This window comes from Sorangium sp. So ce381 (assembly GCF_051473845.1).
Classification (GTDB): Bacteria; Myxococcota_A; Polyangia; order Polyangiales; family Polyangiaceae; genus Sorangium; species Sorangium atrum.
Genome location: NZ_CP150336.1, coordinates 654,284 through 671,925, shown reverse-complemented (window position 1 = coordinate 671,925; position 17,642 = coordinate 654,284). Strand labels below are relative to the sequence as shown.

Annotated in this window: 11 protein-coding genes; 3 read left to right on the top strand and 8 right to left on the bottom strand. The window is 72.7% G+C overall.

Going from position 1 to position 17,642, the window contains the following annotated elements:
* Positions 1–5 precede the first annotated feature (5 nt).
* The 3 genes from WMF29_RS02455 to WMF29_RS02445 all read right to left on the bottom strand — a co-directional run bounded on the left by WMF29_RS02455 (position 6) and on the right by WMF29_RS02445 (position 3,648).
* Positions 6–1,544, bottom strand: a complete 1,539-nt coding sequence (locus WMF29_RS02455; protein WP_437327293.1) for a PLP-dependent aminotransferase family protein — start codon at positions 1,542–1,544, stop codon at positions 6–8.
* A 79-nt stretch (positions 1,545–1,623) separates the two neighbouring features.
* Positions 1,624–2,790: a hypothetical protein gene (locus WMF29_RS02450; RefSeq protein ID WP_437327292.1), complete on the bottom strand. Its 1,167-nt coding sequence runs from the start codon at positions 2,788–2,790 to the stop codon at positions 1,624–1,626.
* A gap of 327 nt (positions 2,791–3,117) precedes the next feature.
* Positions 3,118–3,648 carry a hypothetical protein gene (locus WMF29_RS02445; RefSeq protein WP_437327291.1) on the bottom strand — a complete coding sequence of 177 codons (531 nt, stop codon included), beginning with the start codon at positions 3,646–3,648 and terminating at the stop codon, positions 3,118–3,120.
* 708 nt (positions 3,649–4,356) lie between these two features.
* Between WMF29_RS02445 and WMF29_RS02440 the strand changes: the two genes are divergently transcribed.
* Positions 4,357–8,310 (top strand): serine/threonine-protein kinase, encoded by a 3,954-nt coding sequence (locus tag WMF29_RS02440; protein ID WP_437327290.1) that lies wholly within the window; start codon positions 4,357–4,359, stop codon positions 8,308–8,310.
* A 1,080-nt stretch (positions 8,311–9,390) separates the two neighbouring features.
* A complete protein-coding gene (locus WMF29_RS02435) occupies positions 9,391–10,392 on the top strand; it encodes a squalene/phytoene synthase family protein (RefSeq protein ID WP_437327289.1) in 1,002 nt (333 codons plus the stop codon).
* On the opposite strand, the gene WMF29_RS02430 is transcribed toward WMF29_RS02435, so the two are convergent.
* The 5 genes from WMF29_RS02430 to WMF29_RS02410 form a co-directional block, all read right to left on the bottom strand.
* Positions 10,380–10,748 (bottom strand): response regulator, encoded by a 369-nt coding sequence (locus WMF29_RS02430; protein WP_437327288.1) that lies wholly within the window; start codon positions 10,746–10,748, stop codon positions 10,380–10,382. The two genes, WMF29_RS02435 and WMF29_RS02430, sit on opposite strands and share 13 nt — an antisense overlap.
* Complete coding sequence (locus WMF29_RS02425) at positions 10,745–12,967, bottom strand: HAMP domain-containing sensor histidine kinase (protein ID WP_437327287.1); 2,223 nt, start codon at positions 12,965–12,967, stop codon at positions 10,745–10,747. Before WMF29_RS02425 ends, WMF29_RS02430 begins: the two co-directional genes overlap by 4 nt.
* Positions 12,968–13,175: 208 nt before the next feature.
* Positions 13,176–13,886 (bottom strand): glycosyltransferase family 2 protein, encoded by a 711-nt coding sequence (locus WMF29_RS02420; RefSeq protein WP_437327286.1) that lies wholly within the window; start codon positions 13,884–13,886, stop codon positions 13,176–13,178.
* 95 nt (positions 13,887–13,981) lie between these two features.
* Positions 13,982–14,419, bottom strand: a complete 438-nt coding sequence (locus WMF29_RS02415; RefSeq protein ID WP_437327285.1) for a rhodanese-like domain-containing protein — start codon at positions 14,417–14,419, stop codon at positions 13,982–13,984.
* A gap of 33 nt (positions 14,420–14,452) precedes the next feature.
* The gene (locus WMF29_RS02410; protein WP_437327284.1) at positions 14,453–15,676 is read right to left on the bottom strand and encodes a DUF1015 domain-containing protein; all 1,224 of its coding nucleotides are present in this window, start codon (positions 15,674–15,676) and stop codon (positions 14,453–14,455) included.
* Positions 15,677–15,931: 255 nt separating this feature from the next.
* Here WMF29_RS02410 and WMF29_RS02405 point away from each other — a divergent pair, with 255 nt between their 5' ends.
* Positions 15,932–17,590, top strand: a complete 1,659-nt coding sequence (locus tag WMF29_RS02405; protein ID WP_437327283.1) for a helix-turn-helix domain-containing protein — start codon at positions 15,932–15,934, stop codon at positions 17,588–17,590.
* Positions 17,591–17,642: the final 52 nt, after the last annotated feature.

Below are 17,642 nucleotides of genomic sequence, written 5' to 3'. Positions count from 1 at the left end.
GGCGCTCAGCGCTGGCGCAGCGCGGCCTTCAGCCGCCGGACGCCCTCGGCGATCTCGTCCTCGGGCAAAGCCGCATAGCCGAGCAGCAGGGCTCCCCGTCCGGCGGAGCGCGCGCGAAGCTCGGACAGCGCGACGCACCGCACGCCGCACGCCGCCGCGCGCTCGGCCGCAGCGCCGTCCGCGCGCCCGGTAGGCAGCCAGCCGAGGAGGTGCATGCCGGCGGGCGCCGGGCCGACCTCGAGCAGCCCCGACAGCTCTCGCTCCGCCGCCGCGACCAGCGCGGCCTGGCGCCGCTCGTACAGCACGCGCATGCGGCGCACGTGGCGCGCGAAGTGGCCCTCGATCATAAAATCGGCCACGACCGCCTGCTCCAGCGAGGGCGACGAAACGTCGGCCAGCGCCTTGGCCGCGACGAACGCGTCGACCAGCCCCTCCGGCACCACGAGGTAGCCGAGCCGCAGCGACGGCGAGAGCACCTTGCTGAATGTCCCCGCGTAGATCACCCGCGCGCCCGGCGACAGGCCCTGAAGGGCGGCGAGCGGCCGGCCCGCGTAGCGGAACTCGCTGTCGTAGTCGTCCTCGAAAACCCAGCCGCTCGACGACCTCGCCCAGTCGAGGAGCGCGCGCCGGCGCTCGAGGCTCATCGTCACGCCCAGTGGGAACTGGTGCGCCGGTGTCACGACGGCGAGCCGCGCCGAGCTCGATCGCCGGACGGCCGTCGCCACGTCGAGCCCCTCCCTGTCCACCGGGACCGGCACCGGCGTCGCCCCGGCCGCGATCAGGGCGCTGCGCGCCGCGGTGTAGCCCGGATCCTCGACCCAGACCGGATCGCCGGGATCGAGCAGCACCTCGGCAACGAGCGAGATCGCCTGCTGGGTGCCGCTGACCACGATGACCTCGTCCGGCGTGCACCGCACGCCCCTCGCGGTGACGAGGTAGTCGGTGATCGCGCGGCGCAGCGGCGCGTACCCCTGCGGCTCGCAGCGCGTCAGGAGCGCCTGCCACGAGCGGTCCCAGCGCCGGCTCATCAGCCGGCCCCAGGCGGCGGCTGGGAAGGCGTCGAACGCGGGCACGCCCACCTGGAACGCCCAGCCGGCAGGACCGCGCGGCGCGGTGGCGCGCAGGAACGGCGACGCCGCGCCCGCCACGAGCGCGCCGCGCCGCGAGAGGGGAGCGCCATCCAGCGAGGGCGCTGGCTGCGGCTCGGAGCTCGGCCGGGCGAGCAGGACGCGCTCCGGCGGCGCGTCGGCGACGTACGTCCCGGAGCCGATCCGGCCGCGCAGGTACCCCTCCGAGAGGAGCTGCGCGTACGCGCCGAGCACCGTGTTGCGCGACAGGCTGAGCTGCGCCGCGAGCGCCCGGGTCGACGGCAGCTTGCTCCCGGACCGCAGCCGCCCGGCGACGATCGCCCCCCGCACCGCCTCGTAAACCTGCCGGTGGAGCGGGGCGCTCGACGCCGGATCGAGCACCACAGCCGCCACCGCGCCCGCGGGCGGAGAGGTCCGCCGCGGCCGCTTCGCCGAGGTCTTCCGCGTCAACGACACGCTCTCCGACGCCTCGGAGGAGGGTCGGGGGAGGGCTCGCCGGGCGGCCCGCGCCGCCCGCCCCTCCCGCCGGGGCGCGTCAGTGCGCCCCCACCTTCGCGCCCGCGCTCGCGTGCGCCGACGCCGACGCCTTGAAGCTCGGCTTGGGGATCGAGATCTTCGGCGCCTTGATCTGCACGTTCACGCTGGGCGGCGTCACGCGGATGCTCGGCGCCTTCACGTTGACGTTGGCCTTCGCGTTGGCCCTGGCAGCGGCGCCGGCCCCCGCGTGGACGTGGACCTTCGGGTCGATGTCGGCCTTCGCCTTCAGGTCGGCGTTCGCGAGCGCGTGGACGTGTGCATCCCAGTCGGTCTTCACGCGCACCTTCACGCGCGGGGCGCGCGCATGGACGGCGAACGCCACCCCGGGCCGGTAGCCGCACAGGCCCACGGCGGCGCGGCCCGCCTTCCGCACCGCGATGGTCAGCTTCAGCGGATCGGCGGCGAGCGCGAGCTTGCCGGTCAGGTACGCCCCCGCGGCCACCCCCGCGGCCGCGGTCGCGGCCACGTCCGCGGTCGCGACCGCCGGGGCGAGGACGACCACCTGCGGCGCCTCGGCCACCACGCCGAGCGTGATCTTCCGCTCGCCGATATCGATGGGCTTCAGGTCGGCGTCGAGCACATAGACGCGGACCTCGCCGGTCACCTCGTCGACGAGGAGCTCGAGGCGGTCGTCGCCCACGATCTCGATGCGCCCGCCGTGCGGGCCGAGCTTGCCCTCCGGCAGCCCGAGCTCCGCCGACGCCTTGGCGTTGGCGTAGAGCTCGGCGGTGCCGCCGGCGGGGACGTGCAGCGTCCCGTTCCACGGCTTGCCGGCGACGTTGAGCGTGTAGCCGATCTCGGTGAGATCCGCCTCGAGCTTGGGGCCGGCGGCGACAAGGAGACCGGTCTTCGCATCGAGCGTGAGCGGCACGGTCTTCTCCCCGGACGCGTCCTTCCACACCAGCGTGCCGCTGACGTCCTCGCGGATCGGCTTGCCGTCCGGACCCGTGACCGCGGCCTTGACGTTCCCGTCGGCAGCGACGTTGAAGGCGGCCTTGCCGCTCTCGTGCTCCTCGACGTAGGCGCCTTCGCCCATCGCCGACTCGGCGGTGGCGGTCACCTCGACCGTCGCGTTCGCCTCAGCCGGCTGCTCGCCCTTGCCGCAAGCAGCCGCGGCGGCGATCAGCAGCAGGGCGAGCACTCCGGAAACCTTGGTGATCTTCATGAAATCCTCCTCTGTGCCAGCGAACCCTCGGCGCGAGCCGCGACTTCGCTTGAGCCGAGACGCCGAGGCTTGAACCTCCCCGGACGCGCCGGCTCCGGAGCCCATCATACGCCGAGATGCCCTGGAAGGCGCGGACGAGCACGAATATCAACAGGAATCAAAAGATCCAGGAAAACAGAGGTAGGACAATGGCACTCACGGCCGCCAAGCGGCCGTGTCGTGTCTACCGGCGATTCGTTCAGGAAGAGAGCCGTGCGTCCGCGTTGAGCGCGATGATCGATGATCGATCGCCCATGATTGGTGGCCGCCCGCTCCTCGGCGCCGGGTTCAGGGGCTCTCGGCGCCCGGAGCTCCGCCCGCGTCCGCCTCCAGGATCTGCGGGCACTTGCGCGCCACCGCATCACACTCCGGAGGGACCGTCTCGAGCGAGCTCAGCGCTGAGTCGCACGTGAGCGCCCGGACCCGCTGCGTCTGGGCGAGCAAGCAGACCTCGTACTCGGCCACCGTGGCGGAGCAGCCGGCGCGGTGCTCGGTCGGAGGCATGCAATCCGCTGCGTGGTCGTCCTGCTCGTCAGCCGCCTCGTCCGCCGTGGAGAGGCACTCGTCCTTCACCGTGCCGCACGGCTGCCCGACGGCGGGCGACGCGACGAGGCCCAGGTACTCACAGGCATCTTCCTTGGAGAGCTTCACCCTCGCCGCGAGCGAGTCGCAGGCGGATTGGACGTCATCGGCCGTCAGATCCCTGAGCTGCTTGGAGCTCACGGCGCTGTCCGTCGGGGCGGAATCTGCACCTTCGCCGCCGCACGCAGCGAGGAACAGGACGGTCAACAAGGCCCCGAGATGAGTCGAATGCTTCATTCGTTGGTTCCCTTTCTAAGTGCGGCCGCCAGCGCGGGCCGTGAGCGCACCGGGAGCAAACCGTGTACCGCGAGCTCAGCTGTGCACGATTGGCTCGCACAGCACGATCGAAGCGCGGTGAAACGGGACAACGACATCGGAGATGTCGAATCCACCAAGCGGGGAAAGCAGACGATCCCCGGCGGTCCTCTGGCCGCGAGAGACCGAGACGTCCCCGCCCGAGCGCGGCGCGGCGAGGCTCGCCTCGACATCGCGTCTCGACATGCGGCGACGACCGCGGCGGCAGAGCGCGCCTCCGCAGAGTCCCGGGTTCACCGCGTCTCGCGTGGCGCCAACGTCCAGAGAGGCGCCCGCGCGCCGGCGCTCCCTGCGTGCACGCGCCGCGCGACGCGCGACGCGACGACCGCGCGGCGCTACGGCGGCGCGCCGGCGCCTCCGGACGCGCCGCGCCTCCGCCCCGGCGCGAGCCTCGATAGCCACGCTCCGCTGCCTCGTGTGTAGTCGCCTGTCGGTGCGGCGGCCCCGCCGCGCGGCGTTCGTGCGATGAGCTGGCCTCCACACAGACCTGTTGTACGGTCGGCCGCGCCGTGACATCATCGCGCGCCGTCGGGTGGATGTACTCAGCTCCAGCGTGGATGTCGGGAAACCGCTTTTGACCTACCACCTGGGGCGAATCCAGGCCCGGGCCAAGGCTGCGTCGGTCCCTCGATGATCACGACGCCGAGCTCGGGACAGGCCAGGCACCCTCCGGATGTCCCGGTGTCCATCGGGCCGTGGCGGGTGCTCGCGCCGCTCGGCCGCGGCGGGATGGGGGTCGTTTACCGCGCCCAGCACAGCATCACGGGCGCGCTCGCGGCGCTGAAGACCGTCAGCGTGGGCGACGAGAGCCTCGTCTCCAGCATCCGCCGCGAGATCCACGCGCTCCGGGGCGTCGAGCACCCGGGCGTCGTGCGGGTGCTCGACGAGGGGGTCCAGGGCGGGATCCCGTGGTACGCGATGGAGCTGATCGAGGGGCGCACGCTCCGGGATCACAACCAGGAGCGCTGGCGCGCCCGCGGGAGCGTGAGCAGCGAGCCGACCGTGAGCGTCTCCACGGCCATGGACGCGCAGGCCAGCACCGCGACGGCGGAGATCGCGCCCGCCTCGATCATCCCGCGCTCGTACCAGCCCTTCGCGCCGCGGCCGTTCCACCGCGCGGCGGGCGGCGCGCTCCGCCAGGCGCTGACGCTCCTCCGCGCGATCTGCCGGCCGCTCGCGTACGTCCACGGCCGGGGCCTCGTCCACCGCGATCTCAAGCCGGACAACGTGTTCATCCGCCCGGACGGCACGCCGGTGCTCTTCGACTTCGGCCTCGCTTTCCAGTTCGAGGGGCACACCGGGCGCGACGTGCTCCAGGCGGGCGGCAGGCTGATGGGCAGCCCCGACTACATGTCCCCCGAGCAGATCCGCGGCGACCTCGTCGACGCGCGCGCGGATCTCTACGCGCTCGGCTGCATGATCTACGAGGCCGTGACCGGGGGCGTCCCGTTCCTCGGCGACTCGAGCTCCGTCGTGCTGTCCATGCACCTCTACGCCGAGCCGCTCCCGGCCTCCGAGCTCGTCGCCGACGTGCCTCCCGCGCTCGACGCCCTCATCGCGCGGCTCCTGAAGAAGCGCCCCGAGGACCGGCTCGGCTACGCCGACGAGGTCGCGACCGCCCTCGCCGAGCTCGGCGCGGCCGACACGCCGCCGCGCGACTGGAGTGGCTCGGCACGCGCGCGCGTCCCGAGCGCGCAGCCGTACCTGTACCGGCCGCGCCTCGCCGGGCGCGAGGAGGCGCTGCAGCAGATCACCGAGGCGCTCGAGCGCGCCCACGAGCGGCGCCAGGGCAGCCTCGTCGTCGTCGGCGGCGAGAGCGGCGTGGGCAAGACGCGCCTCGCCGTCGAGGCGGCGCACCAGGCGGCGCTCATCCGCATGGCCGTGGTCACGGGCGCGTGCGCGGCCGTGTCGGCCGAGGTCGAGCGCGAGGGCGCCGTCAAGGCCGCGCCGCTGCACCCGTTCCGCCCGCTCCTGCTCGCGGTGGCCGACCGGTGCAGCGAGCTCGGCCCCACGGGCTACGACGCGCTGCTCGGCCCGCGCGGCAGGGTCCTCGCGCCGCACGAGCCGTCGCTCGCCCAGCTCCGCGGCCACGACCGCTACCCGGAGCCCCCCGAGCTGCCGCCGGACGCGGCCCGCTACCGGCTGCGGACCGCGCTCGCCGACACGCTCGCCGCGTTCGCCGCGACGCGGCCCGTCCTGCTCGTGCTCGACGACCTCCAGTGGGCCGACGAGAACTCGCGCGCCGTCCTCGAGCACCTCGACGCGGACTACTTCGCGGCCCATCCCGTGGTCCTTTTGTGCGCGTACCGGACCGAGGAGACGTCGCCCGCGCTCTCCTCGCTCCTCGGCGCCCCCTGGGCCTCGCGGCTCGAGCTCGGGCGGCTCGATCGCGGATCGGTCGGGCGGATGGTGCGCGACATGCTCGCCCTGGACGAGCCGCCCGAGGCGTTCGTGCAGTACCTCTTCGAGCAGTCCGAGGGGAACCCGTTCTTCATCGCCGAGTACCTCCGGGCCGCGATCCAGGAGCGGGTGATCTACCGGGACGAGGCCTACGCGTGGCGGATCCGCGCGGGCGCCGAGGGCGCCGCCGCAGAGCGGCTCGCCCGCGCCGCGCGCGGGAGCCAGCCGCCCGCCCCGCTGCCGCTGCCGGGCTCGCTGCGCGAGCTCGTGGCGCGCCGGCTGTCGGGGCTGAGCCAGGAGGCGCTCGCGCTCGCGCGGCTCGCCTCGGTGCTGGGCCGCGAGCTCGAGGAGCGCCTGCTGCTCGGCGCCGCCGGGCTCGCCGAGGTCGACGCCATGGACGCGCTCGCGGAGCTCGCCCGTCGCCACGTGCTCGAGGAGACCGAGCCGGGGCGGCTCGGCTTCGTGCACGACAAGCTGCGGGAGATCGTCTACGCGGGCACCCCCGAGCCGGAGCGGCGGGCCCTGCACGCCGCCGCGGCGCGCGCGATCGAGCGGCGCCACCGCGACGCGCCGGGCCTCGCGCTGTCGTACCCGCTCCTCGCCCACCACTACGGAATCGCCGGCGCCGTCCAGAAGACGCTGGAGTACCTCGACAAGGCGGGCGCCCAGGCCCTCGCGACGGGCGCCTCCGGCGACGCGGTGGATTTCTACAAGAGGGCGCTCGACCTCGACGGCGCGCACCCTCCGGAGGAGCGCGCGCCGCCGCTCCGGCGTGCGCGCTGGGAGCGGCGGCTCGGCCAGGCCCACTACAACCTCGGCGACCTGCTCGGCGCGGAGCGGCACTGCGCGGCGGCGCTGGAGCTGCTCTCCCGGGACGAGGCCGCGTGGCTCCGCGCGGGGGAGCGCGCGGCGAGCGGTCGCGCGGGCCTCGGGGAGCGGCTCCGCCCGGCGATGGCCTCGCTGAAGCAGCTCGGCCTGCAGCTCGCGCACGTCGCTGGCCTGCCGGCCCCGGTCACGCGCGACGCGGCCGAGCGCGAGCGCCTCGCCGAGGCGTCGCTCGCGGCGGAGAAGCTGTCGGAGACGTACCTGTTCCGCAACGAGCCGACGCTCGCCTTCCTGGCCGCGCTGGCGGCGACCAACGCCGCGGCGCGGCTCGGCCCGTCGCTCGCGCTCGTGCGCGGGTACGCGACCCTGAGCGTCGCGTTCGGGTATGTCCCGTGGAAGGCCGTCGTCGACGCGTACGCCGCGCGCGCGACGGCGGTCGCCGCGGCGCTCGACGACCCGCAGGGCGTCGCGTTCGTCTCGTGCCTGCGCGGGCTGACGGCGCTCGGCGAGGGCCGGTGCCGCGACGCGCGGGCGCTGCTCACCCAGGCCGAGCGGCTGGCCGAGGCGCTGCACGACCGCCGCCGCAAGGAGGAGTGCATCACGCTGCTCGCCGGCGTGGCGTACTCCGAGGGCCGCTGGAGGGAGGCGCTCGACCTGTACGGCGCGCTCGTGATCGCGTCGCGCGAGAGCGACAACGCGCAGGGCCACATCTGGGCGGAGAGCGGCCGCGCGCAGTGCCGGCTGCTGCTCGGCGACGGCGAGGGCGCGATCGCCATCTTCGACGCGCTGTCGGCCGAGGTGCAGCGGCTCGGCGACCGCACGCAGCAGATCACGCACGGCCAGGTCGCGCTGGGGCACCTGCTCCGCGGCGCGAACGCCGAGGCGCGCGCGGCCGCCGAACGGACGCTCCCCATGCTCCGCGAGGGACAGCCGGCGGGCTACCACTGCCTGTACGGCTATGCGGCGACGTGCGAGGTGCTGCTCGCGCTGCTCGAGGACGCCCCTGGCTCGGCGGAGAGGCGCGAGCTCTCGCGCCTCTCCGCCGAGGCGTGCCGCGCGCTCGGCCAGTACGCGCGCATCTTCCCCCTCGGCCGCTCGACCTCGCTCCGCCTGCGCGGCCTCGCCGCGTGGCTCGCCGGCGGCCGCGCGCGTGCGAGGCAGCTCTGGGCCGCGGCGATCGACGACGCCCTGCAGCGCGGCCTGCCCGTCGAGGAGGCGCGCGCCCGCTTCGAGCTCGCGCGGCACCTCCCGCGCCGCGATCCGGAGCGCGAGCGCCAGATCGCGCGCGCCGCCGCGGTCTTCTCCGCGCTCGATCTCCAGCACTGGAGCGACCGGGTGAACCGGCTGCGCGAGCGCTAGGCCTCGCGTCCCGGACGAAGAGCACAAAAACAGAGCGCCCATTCGACGGCGGGGGGGAAGCCGTCACGGGCGCTCTGCCCTGCAGCTTTAGCAGGACACGGGCCAGGGCCCGGCCTTGCTCGATTCACGGGGTTAACCTTAAGGATGCTCCTGAAGTCTTTCGAACCTGAGATTCTCGTTTGCATGTCTGGTAGCCCGGCAGCCCGCCGGCGGGCGGCCATCCTGCGCCGGCGGCGCAACGGCGGCGGTGAGCGGCGTCACCGCGCCAGGAGCGCGCTTCGGGGAGCACCGACTCGATCGTCCACGTCCACCGCGTGATGGAGCGGTGGACGTGGCTCCCAGGGCCTCTCGTCCAGCCCATCCCCTCTGTCTGGAGCGGACGCGCCTCGGGCGCACCGAGCGCGGATGACCGCTTTGGCCGTGGTCACAACCACAGATCTGGGCCGTTCACCGCAGCACGCACGGCGCGATAACAACCGCTGAATCCCCCCTGTCACGAGCGCGTCTAGCATCGCGTCCGATCGCGAGTCGGAGCGTTTCCGCCGCGCCGTTCACCGCGGCAGACCGAGCAGCAGAGAGAGAGGCTCGCCCCCCGGCGCTCACGCGCCGTCACGTGGGCATAGGTGCCATCCGCCAGGAACTCCGGGATAATCCATGTGCCTAGAACGCCTGACGTACCGCCGAGACGGAGCGAGGAGGGGCCGAGATGTCAGGCCATCACTGACGTTATCCGTTGGACAATGTACCGACCCAGGGTATACACCGACGATCATTGACGGCGTGTTCCCAACATACCGGCAAAACACACAAGGAATCCATGCATTATCTCCGGCGCCCGTGCCCTGGACGACGAATTTCCGCGTCGACTGGGAGACGATAAGGCCTCATAAAGGAAGGCGAACAGGCGTCACCGCGCATCTCTCGGAGGATCGGAAAGTTCTACACGGTAGAGAGCCACCATCCATCACCGACGCAGGCGCCCAAAGCAAACAGGGCGGGCCACGTCCATAATCGCCAGTGACCGCGCGAAGCCAGGGCGACACCGGCGACAAGCACGTTCAACGTGCGGCACTCGACATCGTGAAACCTATTCAACACATCTCCCCTCGACTGCCCTACTTGCCCGCTGCTGCACCGGCATCGGAGCAGACTCCCTATCAGCCGATCTCGGCGATCGTCGGCTCATCGCACTATCGCGCCCTGTCGGACGACGCGTTGAAAGACGAGGACAACGCCGCATGGGTGCTCGGCCTCGCCCCCGACGTGAAGCGGGCGTGGCTCGACCGCATCCGCTGGATCCGGATCGTCGATCGCCTCGCCGAGAACGAGCGCATCGAGCCCCACGCGCGGCGATTCAGCCGCTTCATGGTGGCGTGGCGGCGCGTCCGTTCCTGCGGCTTCGTCGATCCGTGCTGCCCCTTCGCCCGCGAGCTCACGGCCATCCACGCGCTGTGGCTCCGCCGCCCCGCGCCCGATCGTCCCGACCCGGACGACATGCAACCGCGCGCGCTCGCCGCCTGGGACGCCTACCTGCTCGCGCTCGCCGACTACCACGCTCCCAGCCTGCTCATCCGCACCCTGAAGGAGCACGACACGATGCTGGCGCGGCTGTCAGGCCATATCTTCCAGCTGGTTCCGTTCCTGACGAAGGAGCACTGGGACGCGGCCGGGGAGTTCGGCCGGCTCGATCAGTTCTTCAACAACCTGAGGGACATGCAGGAGGACGCCGATCGCGGCATCTGCTACCTGCCCGAGGAGGAGCTCGCGCGCCATGGGGTCACGCGCGCTCAGGTGATCTCCGGACGGTGCGTCGATACGCCCGGATACCAGGCCCTGATGCGGCACTGGCTCGATGAGGTCATGCCAGCGCTCTACGCGCGCGCGGCGCCGTTCATCGAGGCGCGCGGCCTCCACCCCTCGCTCCAGATCATGAGGGAGTGGAGCCTGCGCCGTTATGCCCGCATCACACGGGTGTTCCGCGCGACCGGCTTCGATCACCGCCGGTTCCCCGCGCGGTACTGGGCCGAGGTGCGGCGCGACCTCGCCGAGCGGCGGCAGCTCCTCCGCGCTCACCCCGTGTAGCGCCTCACCGTCGAGAGGAGCGCGTCCGGCTCGAACGGCTTGCCGAGCCACGCGTCGGCGCCGACCTCGGCCGCCCGCCGGTGCGCGTCCGCCGCGGCGGTGAGCACGACGATGGGCGCCTGACGCCCGTGCCGGACCTCGAGCTCGCGCGCGAACTCCGGGCCGTTCATCACCGGCATCTTCATGTCGAGCAGGATGAGATCCGGCAGGTCGTGCTCCAGCTTGGCCAGCGCCTCGCGACCGTTGCACGCGATCTTGACCCGGTACCCGTCCTCCTGGAGCACGAGGGCGACGAGCGCCACGAGATCCGCGTCGTCCTCCACGAGGAGCACCGTCTTTGCGTGTCTGTCGCTCATCGTCGATCGGCCGCGGGGGCCTCGCTGCTGAGTGGAAGGGTGAAATAAAACGTGCTGCCGCTGTCCTCCTCGCTCTCGAACCAGATACGGCCACCGTGGCGGGTGATCATGTCCTTCGCAAGGAACAGCCCTATTCCCATGCCGCCGTAGTCGTGTCGGGTGTCCGTGTGCGCGCGGAAGAAGCGCTCGAAGATCCGCTCCTGCTTGTGGGCGGGGATGCCGACGCCCCGGTCGCGCACGGACACGACCGCCTCGTAGCGCGGCGCCGCGCCGTGGCGCTGCGAGAAGAGCGCGGCGTCGCAGGAGGACGGCGGCGACGACGCCGGCGCGCGCTCGGCGACGGCGACGCGCACGTCGACGTCGCCGCCGTCGGGCGAGTACTTCACCGCGTTGTCGAGGAGGCTCGCGAGCACCTGGCGCAGCCGCTCCGGATCGGCGCGCACGACGGGCGGCCGCTCGGCGTCGAGCGACATCCGCACCCGGTGCCGGCTCGCCGACTTCGCGACGCGGTCGACCGTCTCCTGCACGAGCTCCTTCAGATCGACGTCCTCCTCGGAGACCTGGAGCACGTCGAGCGTGACCTGCGAGATGGCCAGGAGATCGTCGACGATGCGGTTGATCCTGTCCGCGCCGCGGTCGATGGCCTCCAGCATCTTGCGGCGCGGCGCCGGCAGATCGTTCGTGTTGCGCAGGAGCGCGAGCGCGTATCCCTTCATGATCGCGACCGGCGTCTTGAGCTCGTGCGCGCCGACCCGGATGAACTGATCTTTGACGAGATCGAGCTCCATGAGCTCCGTCACGTCGCGGGCGACCGCGACCGCGCCGAGGACCGCCCCGCCCTCGCTGCGGATCGGCGCCGCGCTGGTCCGCAGGAAGACGTCGCGGCCCGCGCGGCCGTCCGCGAGCACCTGCTCTTCCTGCACGATGGTCTCGCCGGCGAGCGCCCGCACCATGGGCAGCTCGTCGCGCGTGAAGGCGCGACCGTCGCTGTGGCGCACCCGGCCGAGGTCCATCACCTCCTCGACCATCCTGCCGGCCTGCTCCGAGCGGCCCGAGAGGCCGAGCAGCCTGAGCCCCGAGGCGTTGATCATCGTCAGCCGGCCCTGGCGGTCGCACGCGAACACCCCCTCGACGAGGTTGTCCAGCACGGCCCCGAGCTGCGCCGCGCGCTGCGCCGCGTCCTGCAGCAGGCGCTCGCGCTCCGCCAGGTAGCTCCGCGTGCGCCGGGACGACGCCTCCAGGCGATCGACCATCGCGTTGACGCCGCCCGCCAGCGCGCCGATCTCGTCATTGAAATAGACCGGGATCCGCTCCAGCCGGTCGACCTCGCCGCGCTGGACGATCTTCTGGATGACCGCGGCGACCTGCTGGAGCGGGCCCGCGAGGGCGCCGGCGAGGAAGCCCGCGCAGACGGGCGCCCAGGTGACCGCGACCATCGAGAAGATCGCCAGCGTGAGCTTCAGGCCGGGCTTGGCCGGCCCCGCCGTCTCGCCGAGCACCATCGCCGCCATCCAGCTCGTCGGCGCGATGGCGAGGCAGGCGCCGAGGATCACGAGGCGGACGGCGAGCGAGTATCCCTTGCCGGGCATGGAGAGGCCGCGCTCGCGCGCGATGAGCGAGATCACGCCGGCGGCGGGGGCGAGCAGGCGGCCGAGGATGCTGTAGGCGAGCGGCAGCGCGGCCGCGAACAGCGCCAGCGCGAACAGGGCCAGCGCGACGCCGCGCTGGACGCCGAGCGGGCTCTGGTCCGGCGCGATGAAGTAGAGCGCCACGGTGACCGGCAGGTACAGGAGCCCCCACGACACGGCCCAGACCGTCGCGAACGCGAGCGGGGTGTCGTAGGCGGCGCTCGCCGCGGCGAGGACGACCTCCTCCGGGGGCGCCGCGCCGCCGCTGCTCGAGTCCTCGAGGCCCGCGCCGCTCTGGAGGCGATGGACCACGGCGTACTGCCGCAGCCGCTCGATCGGGCGCAGCATGTGGACGAGCAGCGCAATCAGGCCCCCCGTCTTGACGAGGTACATGAACCCGATCAGCCCGAGCAACCGCGCCTGGACCGCCGAGTCCACGACGCCGAGGAGGCGCAGGTGAGCGACCGGGACAAGCAGGCTGTACGGCAGCTCGATGCCGAACGCATAGGCCACGACCCGAGGCGTGAACGACGGAGTCCGCGACCTCCCCGGATTCCAGATTCTAGCCCAGGCGGCTCGGCTGATGGCCACGTCCGTCACCCCCCTTGTTGAAGCATGGCTGCGGGGTTCGCGCCTCTCGGGCCCCTCCGCGCCAAGTCGATGAGTCAGGTCGCCAGGCAGCTTTGCTATGAAAACCAATGAGCGAGTTGTCGACCGTTTTACGCAGTGGCACGTGTCGATTCGATCGACTCCGACTCACACGTTCCGTCCGCGCCCGGGCGCTCTGCGGTTTTCCTGATCAGCTCAGGGACCGCCTTATGGCGTTCCTGGCGATCAGGAAAAGAATGGTGAACACGTGGCGCGCGCGCAGGCCGCTCGCCTCGCCGCGGTAGACGGGACGCACGCTGACCTCGCAGACGCGGAGCCGGCGAGCCGCGAGGGCGGCGAGCAGGTCGTTCGGATACCCGTAGCGGGGCCAGAGGCCGTCGAGGTCGAGCGCGTCGATCGCGCGGGCCGAGATGGCGGTGTACCCGCACTGGCTGTCGGAGAGGGCGTCGAGCCGCGCTGCGCGGCGGGTGAGCGCTGCAAGCGCCGCCGTCGCGGCGAGCCGCTGGAGAGGCATGACGCGCCACACGTCGGGGTGGCGCAGCCGATCGCCCTTCACGTAATCGGCTTCGCCCGAGGCGATCGGGGCGACGACGCGCGGGAGATCGCGCGGATCCATCTGCCCGTCGCCGGCCATGACCGCGACGGCCGAGGCGCCGAGGGCGCGCGCGCGCCGGTAGCCAGCGACGATCGCCGCGCCGACGCCGCGGCACTCCGGGTGGACGAGCACCTCGAGGCGCTCGTCACCGACCCCGCGCGCGATCTCGGCCGTGCCATCTCGACTGGCATCGTCCACGACGATCACGTGGTCGACAAAGGCGGGGACCGACCCCGCCGCCTCGGAGATCCATCGCGCTTCGTCCCGCGCGGGGATGACCACTGCGACGCGCGCACCGTGGAGCACGCGGATTCCTAGCGGAGCGAGCGGCCTCCGGCAACGCGCTCGGCGCTGCGACGGCGCGCTCGGCGCCGCGGCGCGGGCCGTGCGCGCCGGACGTATTACTTGCCAGCGCTCTTGCGGAGCTCGGCGTACGAGCCGCCGGGCGTTGTCGTCTCGACGGGCAGCCCGGCCGGCCCCCACCCCGGCTCGGTGATCGCGCCGAACGCGTCGCGCGGCCCATCGAAGCCGGCGCGTTGCTCGATGACGGCCGTGTAGCCTGCCGACACCATGGCCTCGGCCGCGCGCATCGAGCGCTGTCCGGACTTGCAGCCAACGATGATCTTCGCGTCCCTGGGATACAGGGCGCGGACCACATCGAGGAAGTCGGGGTTCTGCTTCATGCCGCCGGCGCCGGCGTGCATGAGCGGCACGTTGTGCGCGCCGCTCGGGTGCCCGGCCGCATATTCGGGCTCGCTCCGGACGTCGAGGTAGAGATACCCCTCCTCGTCGATGAGCTTCTTCGCCTGCTGGGGGGATATACGCTTGATGTCCGCCATGGGGCGCAGTCTAGCCCCGGCGCGGCGCGCTCGTCAGAACGTATGAATGAAGAGCCCGCTGCGGAGCTTCGGCTCGAACCACGTGCTCTTCGGCGGCATGAGCAGCCCAGCGTCGCTCACCGCGAAGAGCTCGTCGATCTGCGTCGGATAAAGGTGGATCGCCATCGTGAACGCGCCCGAGTCGACGCGTCGCTCGAGCTCGGCGACGCCGCGGATGCCGCCGACGAAATCGACGTGCTTGTCGCGGCGGGGGTCGCTGACGCCGAAGATCGGGCCGAGGATCTGGTCCTGGCAGATGGAGCAGTCGAGCGAGGCCACCGGGTCCTTCGCGTCGAACGACCCCGGGCGGACCCTGGCGGTGTACCAGCGACCGCCGAGGTAGAGCCCGAACGTCCGCGGGCCGGCCGGGGTCGCGGCCGCGCCGTCCCTCGCCGGCGCGATGTCGAGCCGCTCGCCGAGGGCTGCGAGCAGCGCCTCCGCGCTGCGGCCGGCGAGGTCCCGGACGACGCGGTTGTACGGCATGATGTTCATCTGGTCGTGCGGGAAGACCACGGCCAGGAAGACGTCGTGCTCTCCGCCGTCGCCGCGCAGCTTCCTGTGGACGCGCGCCGCCGCGGCGCTGCGGTGGTGGCCATCGGCGACGTAGAGCGTGGGGATCGCCTGGAAGCGCTCCTCGATGTCGGCGGTCGCCGCGCGGCCGAGGACCCAGAGCTTGTGCTCGACGCCGTCCGCGGTCGTGAAATCGTAGATGGGCGGCGACTGCAAGGCCTCTGCGACGGCGCGGTCGATGCCCGCGTCGGCGCGGTACGTGAGGAACACCGGCTCGTCGTGGGCGCCGAGCTCCTCGATGTGGCGGGTGCGATCGTCCTCCTTGTCGGGCCGCGTCTTCTCGTGCTTCTTGATGATGTCCTGCTCGTACTCGGCGACCGCGGCGCAGCCGACGACGCCGATCTGCCGGTGATCACCCATCCTCTGGGCGTAGAGGTAGAGGTGCGGCTCCGGGTCCTGCGCGAGGTCGCCGCTCGCGATGAGATCGGCGAGGTTCTGCGCGCCGCGGGCGTAGACGGCGTCGTCGTGCTCGTCCGTCCCCTCGGGCAGGTCGATCTCGGGGCGGGAGACGCGGAGGAAGCTGTGCAGGCCTCCCGCCGCGAGGACGCGCGCCTCGGCGGTCGAGATGACGTCGTACGGCGGGCTCGCGACGCGAGCCGCCTGGGCCTGGGGGGGTCGGTAAGCGCGGAAAGGTCGGACGGTGGCCACGGAGAGCGCCTAGCCCAGCGGCCTGGGCGCGTCGAGGCGGCTCGCGCGGCGGGAGCTGCGGCAGGCGGGGCGGGCAAACCGCGCGGGACGGCGCGGAGCCCCCGGCGACGGCGCGGAGCCCCGGCGACGGCGACGGCGACGCTGATGGCCGCGCGCGGCGCGTGCTAGGAGGGACTCGCGCCGCGAGCCGCTCGCATCTGCTTGCCGCCGCACCACTCCGCCCGCGCACCACCGCGCGCCGCACGAAGAGGAACCTTGTCCAGCTCCGGTGAGTCCTACCCTCCGCCGCGCTATTCGACCCTCCCGCCCGGCTCGGCGGACGATGATCTCCCCCTGCCGGGCGAGATCACCTCGTTCTCCAGCTCGCGATCCCGGCGCGTGATCGCCGTGGGGGGCGGCCGCGGGGGCGTGGGCAAGGCGACGCTCGCGGTCAACCTGGGGGTGTACTTCGCGCAGCTCGGGCGCGACGTGATCATCATCGACACCGACGCCTACAGCCCGGGGCTGCACGCCGCGCTGGGGATCGAGGCGCCGCCGCTCGTCACGCGCGAGGACATCGAGGAGGGCAAGGCCGAGCCGATCGCGACCACGGTGCCCGGGCTCCGGCTCGTCCCGACCGCGTACGACCCGATGACGGCCACGCCGCACCGGCCGAGCCGCGCCGCCTACTGGATGAAGATGATCCAGGAGCTCGACGTCGACTACGTGATCGTCAGCCTCGGCGCGGCGACCGGCTCCTCGACGCTCGACCTCTTCCTGCACGCCGACGTCGGCATCTGCGCCACCACGCCCGAGCCGCTCGCGGTCGAGCACTCCTACCGCTTCTGCCGCGCGCTCTACCAGCGCACCTTGCGCCGGGCGCTCATGAAGGAGCGCTTCAAGATCCGGCTCGTGGAGAAGGTGGCCGCGTCGCTCCCGCCGCTCGCGACGCCGCGCGACTTCATCATGGAGGTGAAGCGGTTCGACGAGGGGGTAGCGTCGCTCGCGGCCGCGCAGCTGCCGCGGGTGAAGCCCCACCTCGTGGTCAGCCAGACCCGGCACCGCTCGGACCTGGAGCTCGGCCCCGCGATGAGCGCCGTCTCGGAGCGCTTCCTCGGCATCTCCCTCGACTACCTCGGGCACATCGAGCACGACGACGCGGTGTGGCTGACCGCGCGCCGGCGCCAGCCGCTCCTCATCGACAGCCCGACGTCCAAGAGCGCGCGCAACCTCGAGCGCGTGGCCCGGCGCATCCTCGCGCTGCTCGCCGCGCGCGACTCCCGCCCGGCCGAGGCGCACGCGCGCGCCCTCGCCGCCGCCTCGAAGAGCGCCGCGCCGCTGACGCTCTACGATGCGCTCGGCCTCGCGCGGACGGCCGCCGACGACGAGATCCGGCGCGCCTACAAGCGCCAGCGCGACACCTACCGGGAGGGGAGCCTGCCCGTGGTCAGCGTGCTGAGCCCCGCGGTGCTCCAGAAGGAGCAGGCGCGCATCGAGGAGGCGCACGACACCCTCCTCGATCCGGTGCGCCGCCGCGCGTACGATCTCTCGACCTACCCGGACGATCCGCGCACGCAGCTCGGCCCGGTGCGCGCCGAGAACGCCGCGGCCGCGGCCGAGCTCGCCATGCTGCAGGCCGAGCTCGCGCGCGAGATCAACGCCGAGACGCAGTTCAGCGGCGCGCTGCTCCGCAAGGTGCGCGAGTCGCAGGGGGTCGAGCTCACCGACATCTCCCAGCGGACCAAGATCTCGCTCGCGCACCTCCAGGCGATCGAGAACGAGGCGATAGGCGACCTGCCGGCGACCGTCTACGTACAGGGATTCGTTCAGGAAATTGCCAAGTACATGCGGCTCGATCCGGCGCAGGTGGCGAAGACCTACATGCGTCGCCTGCGCGAGATCTCCGCGGGCTCGCGCGCCAAGCCGCATGGCTGAGGCGGCGCGCGCCAGCGACGGGGCGGCGCGACTCGGACGTGGGCGCGGCGAG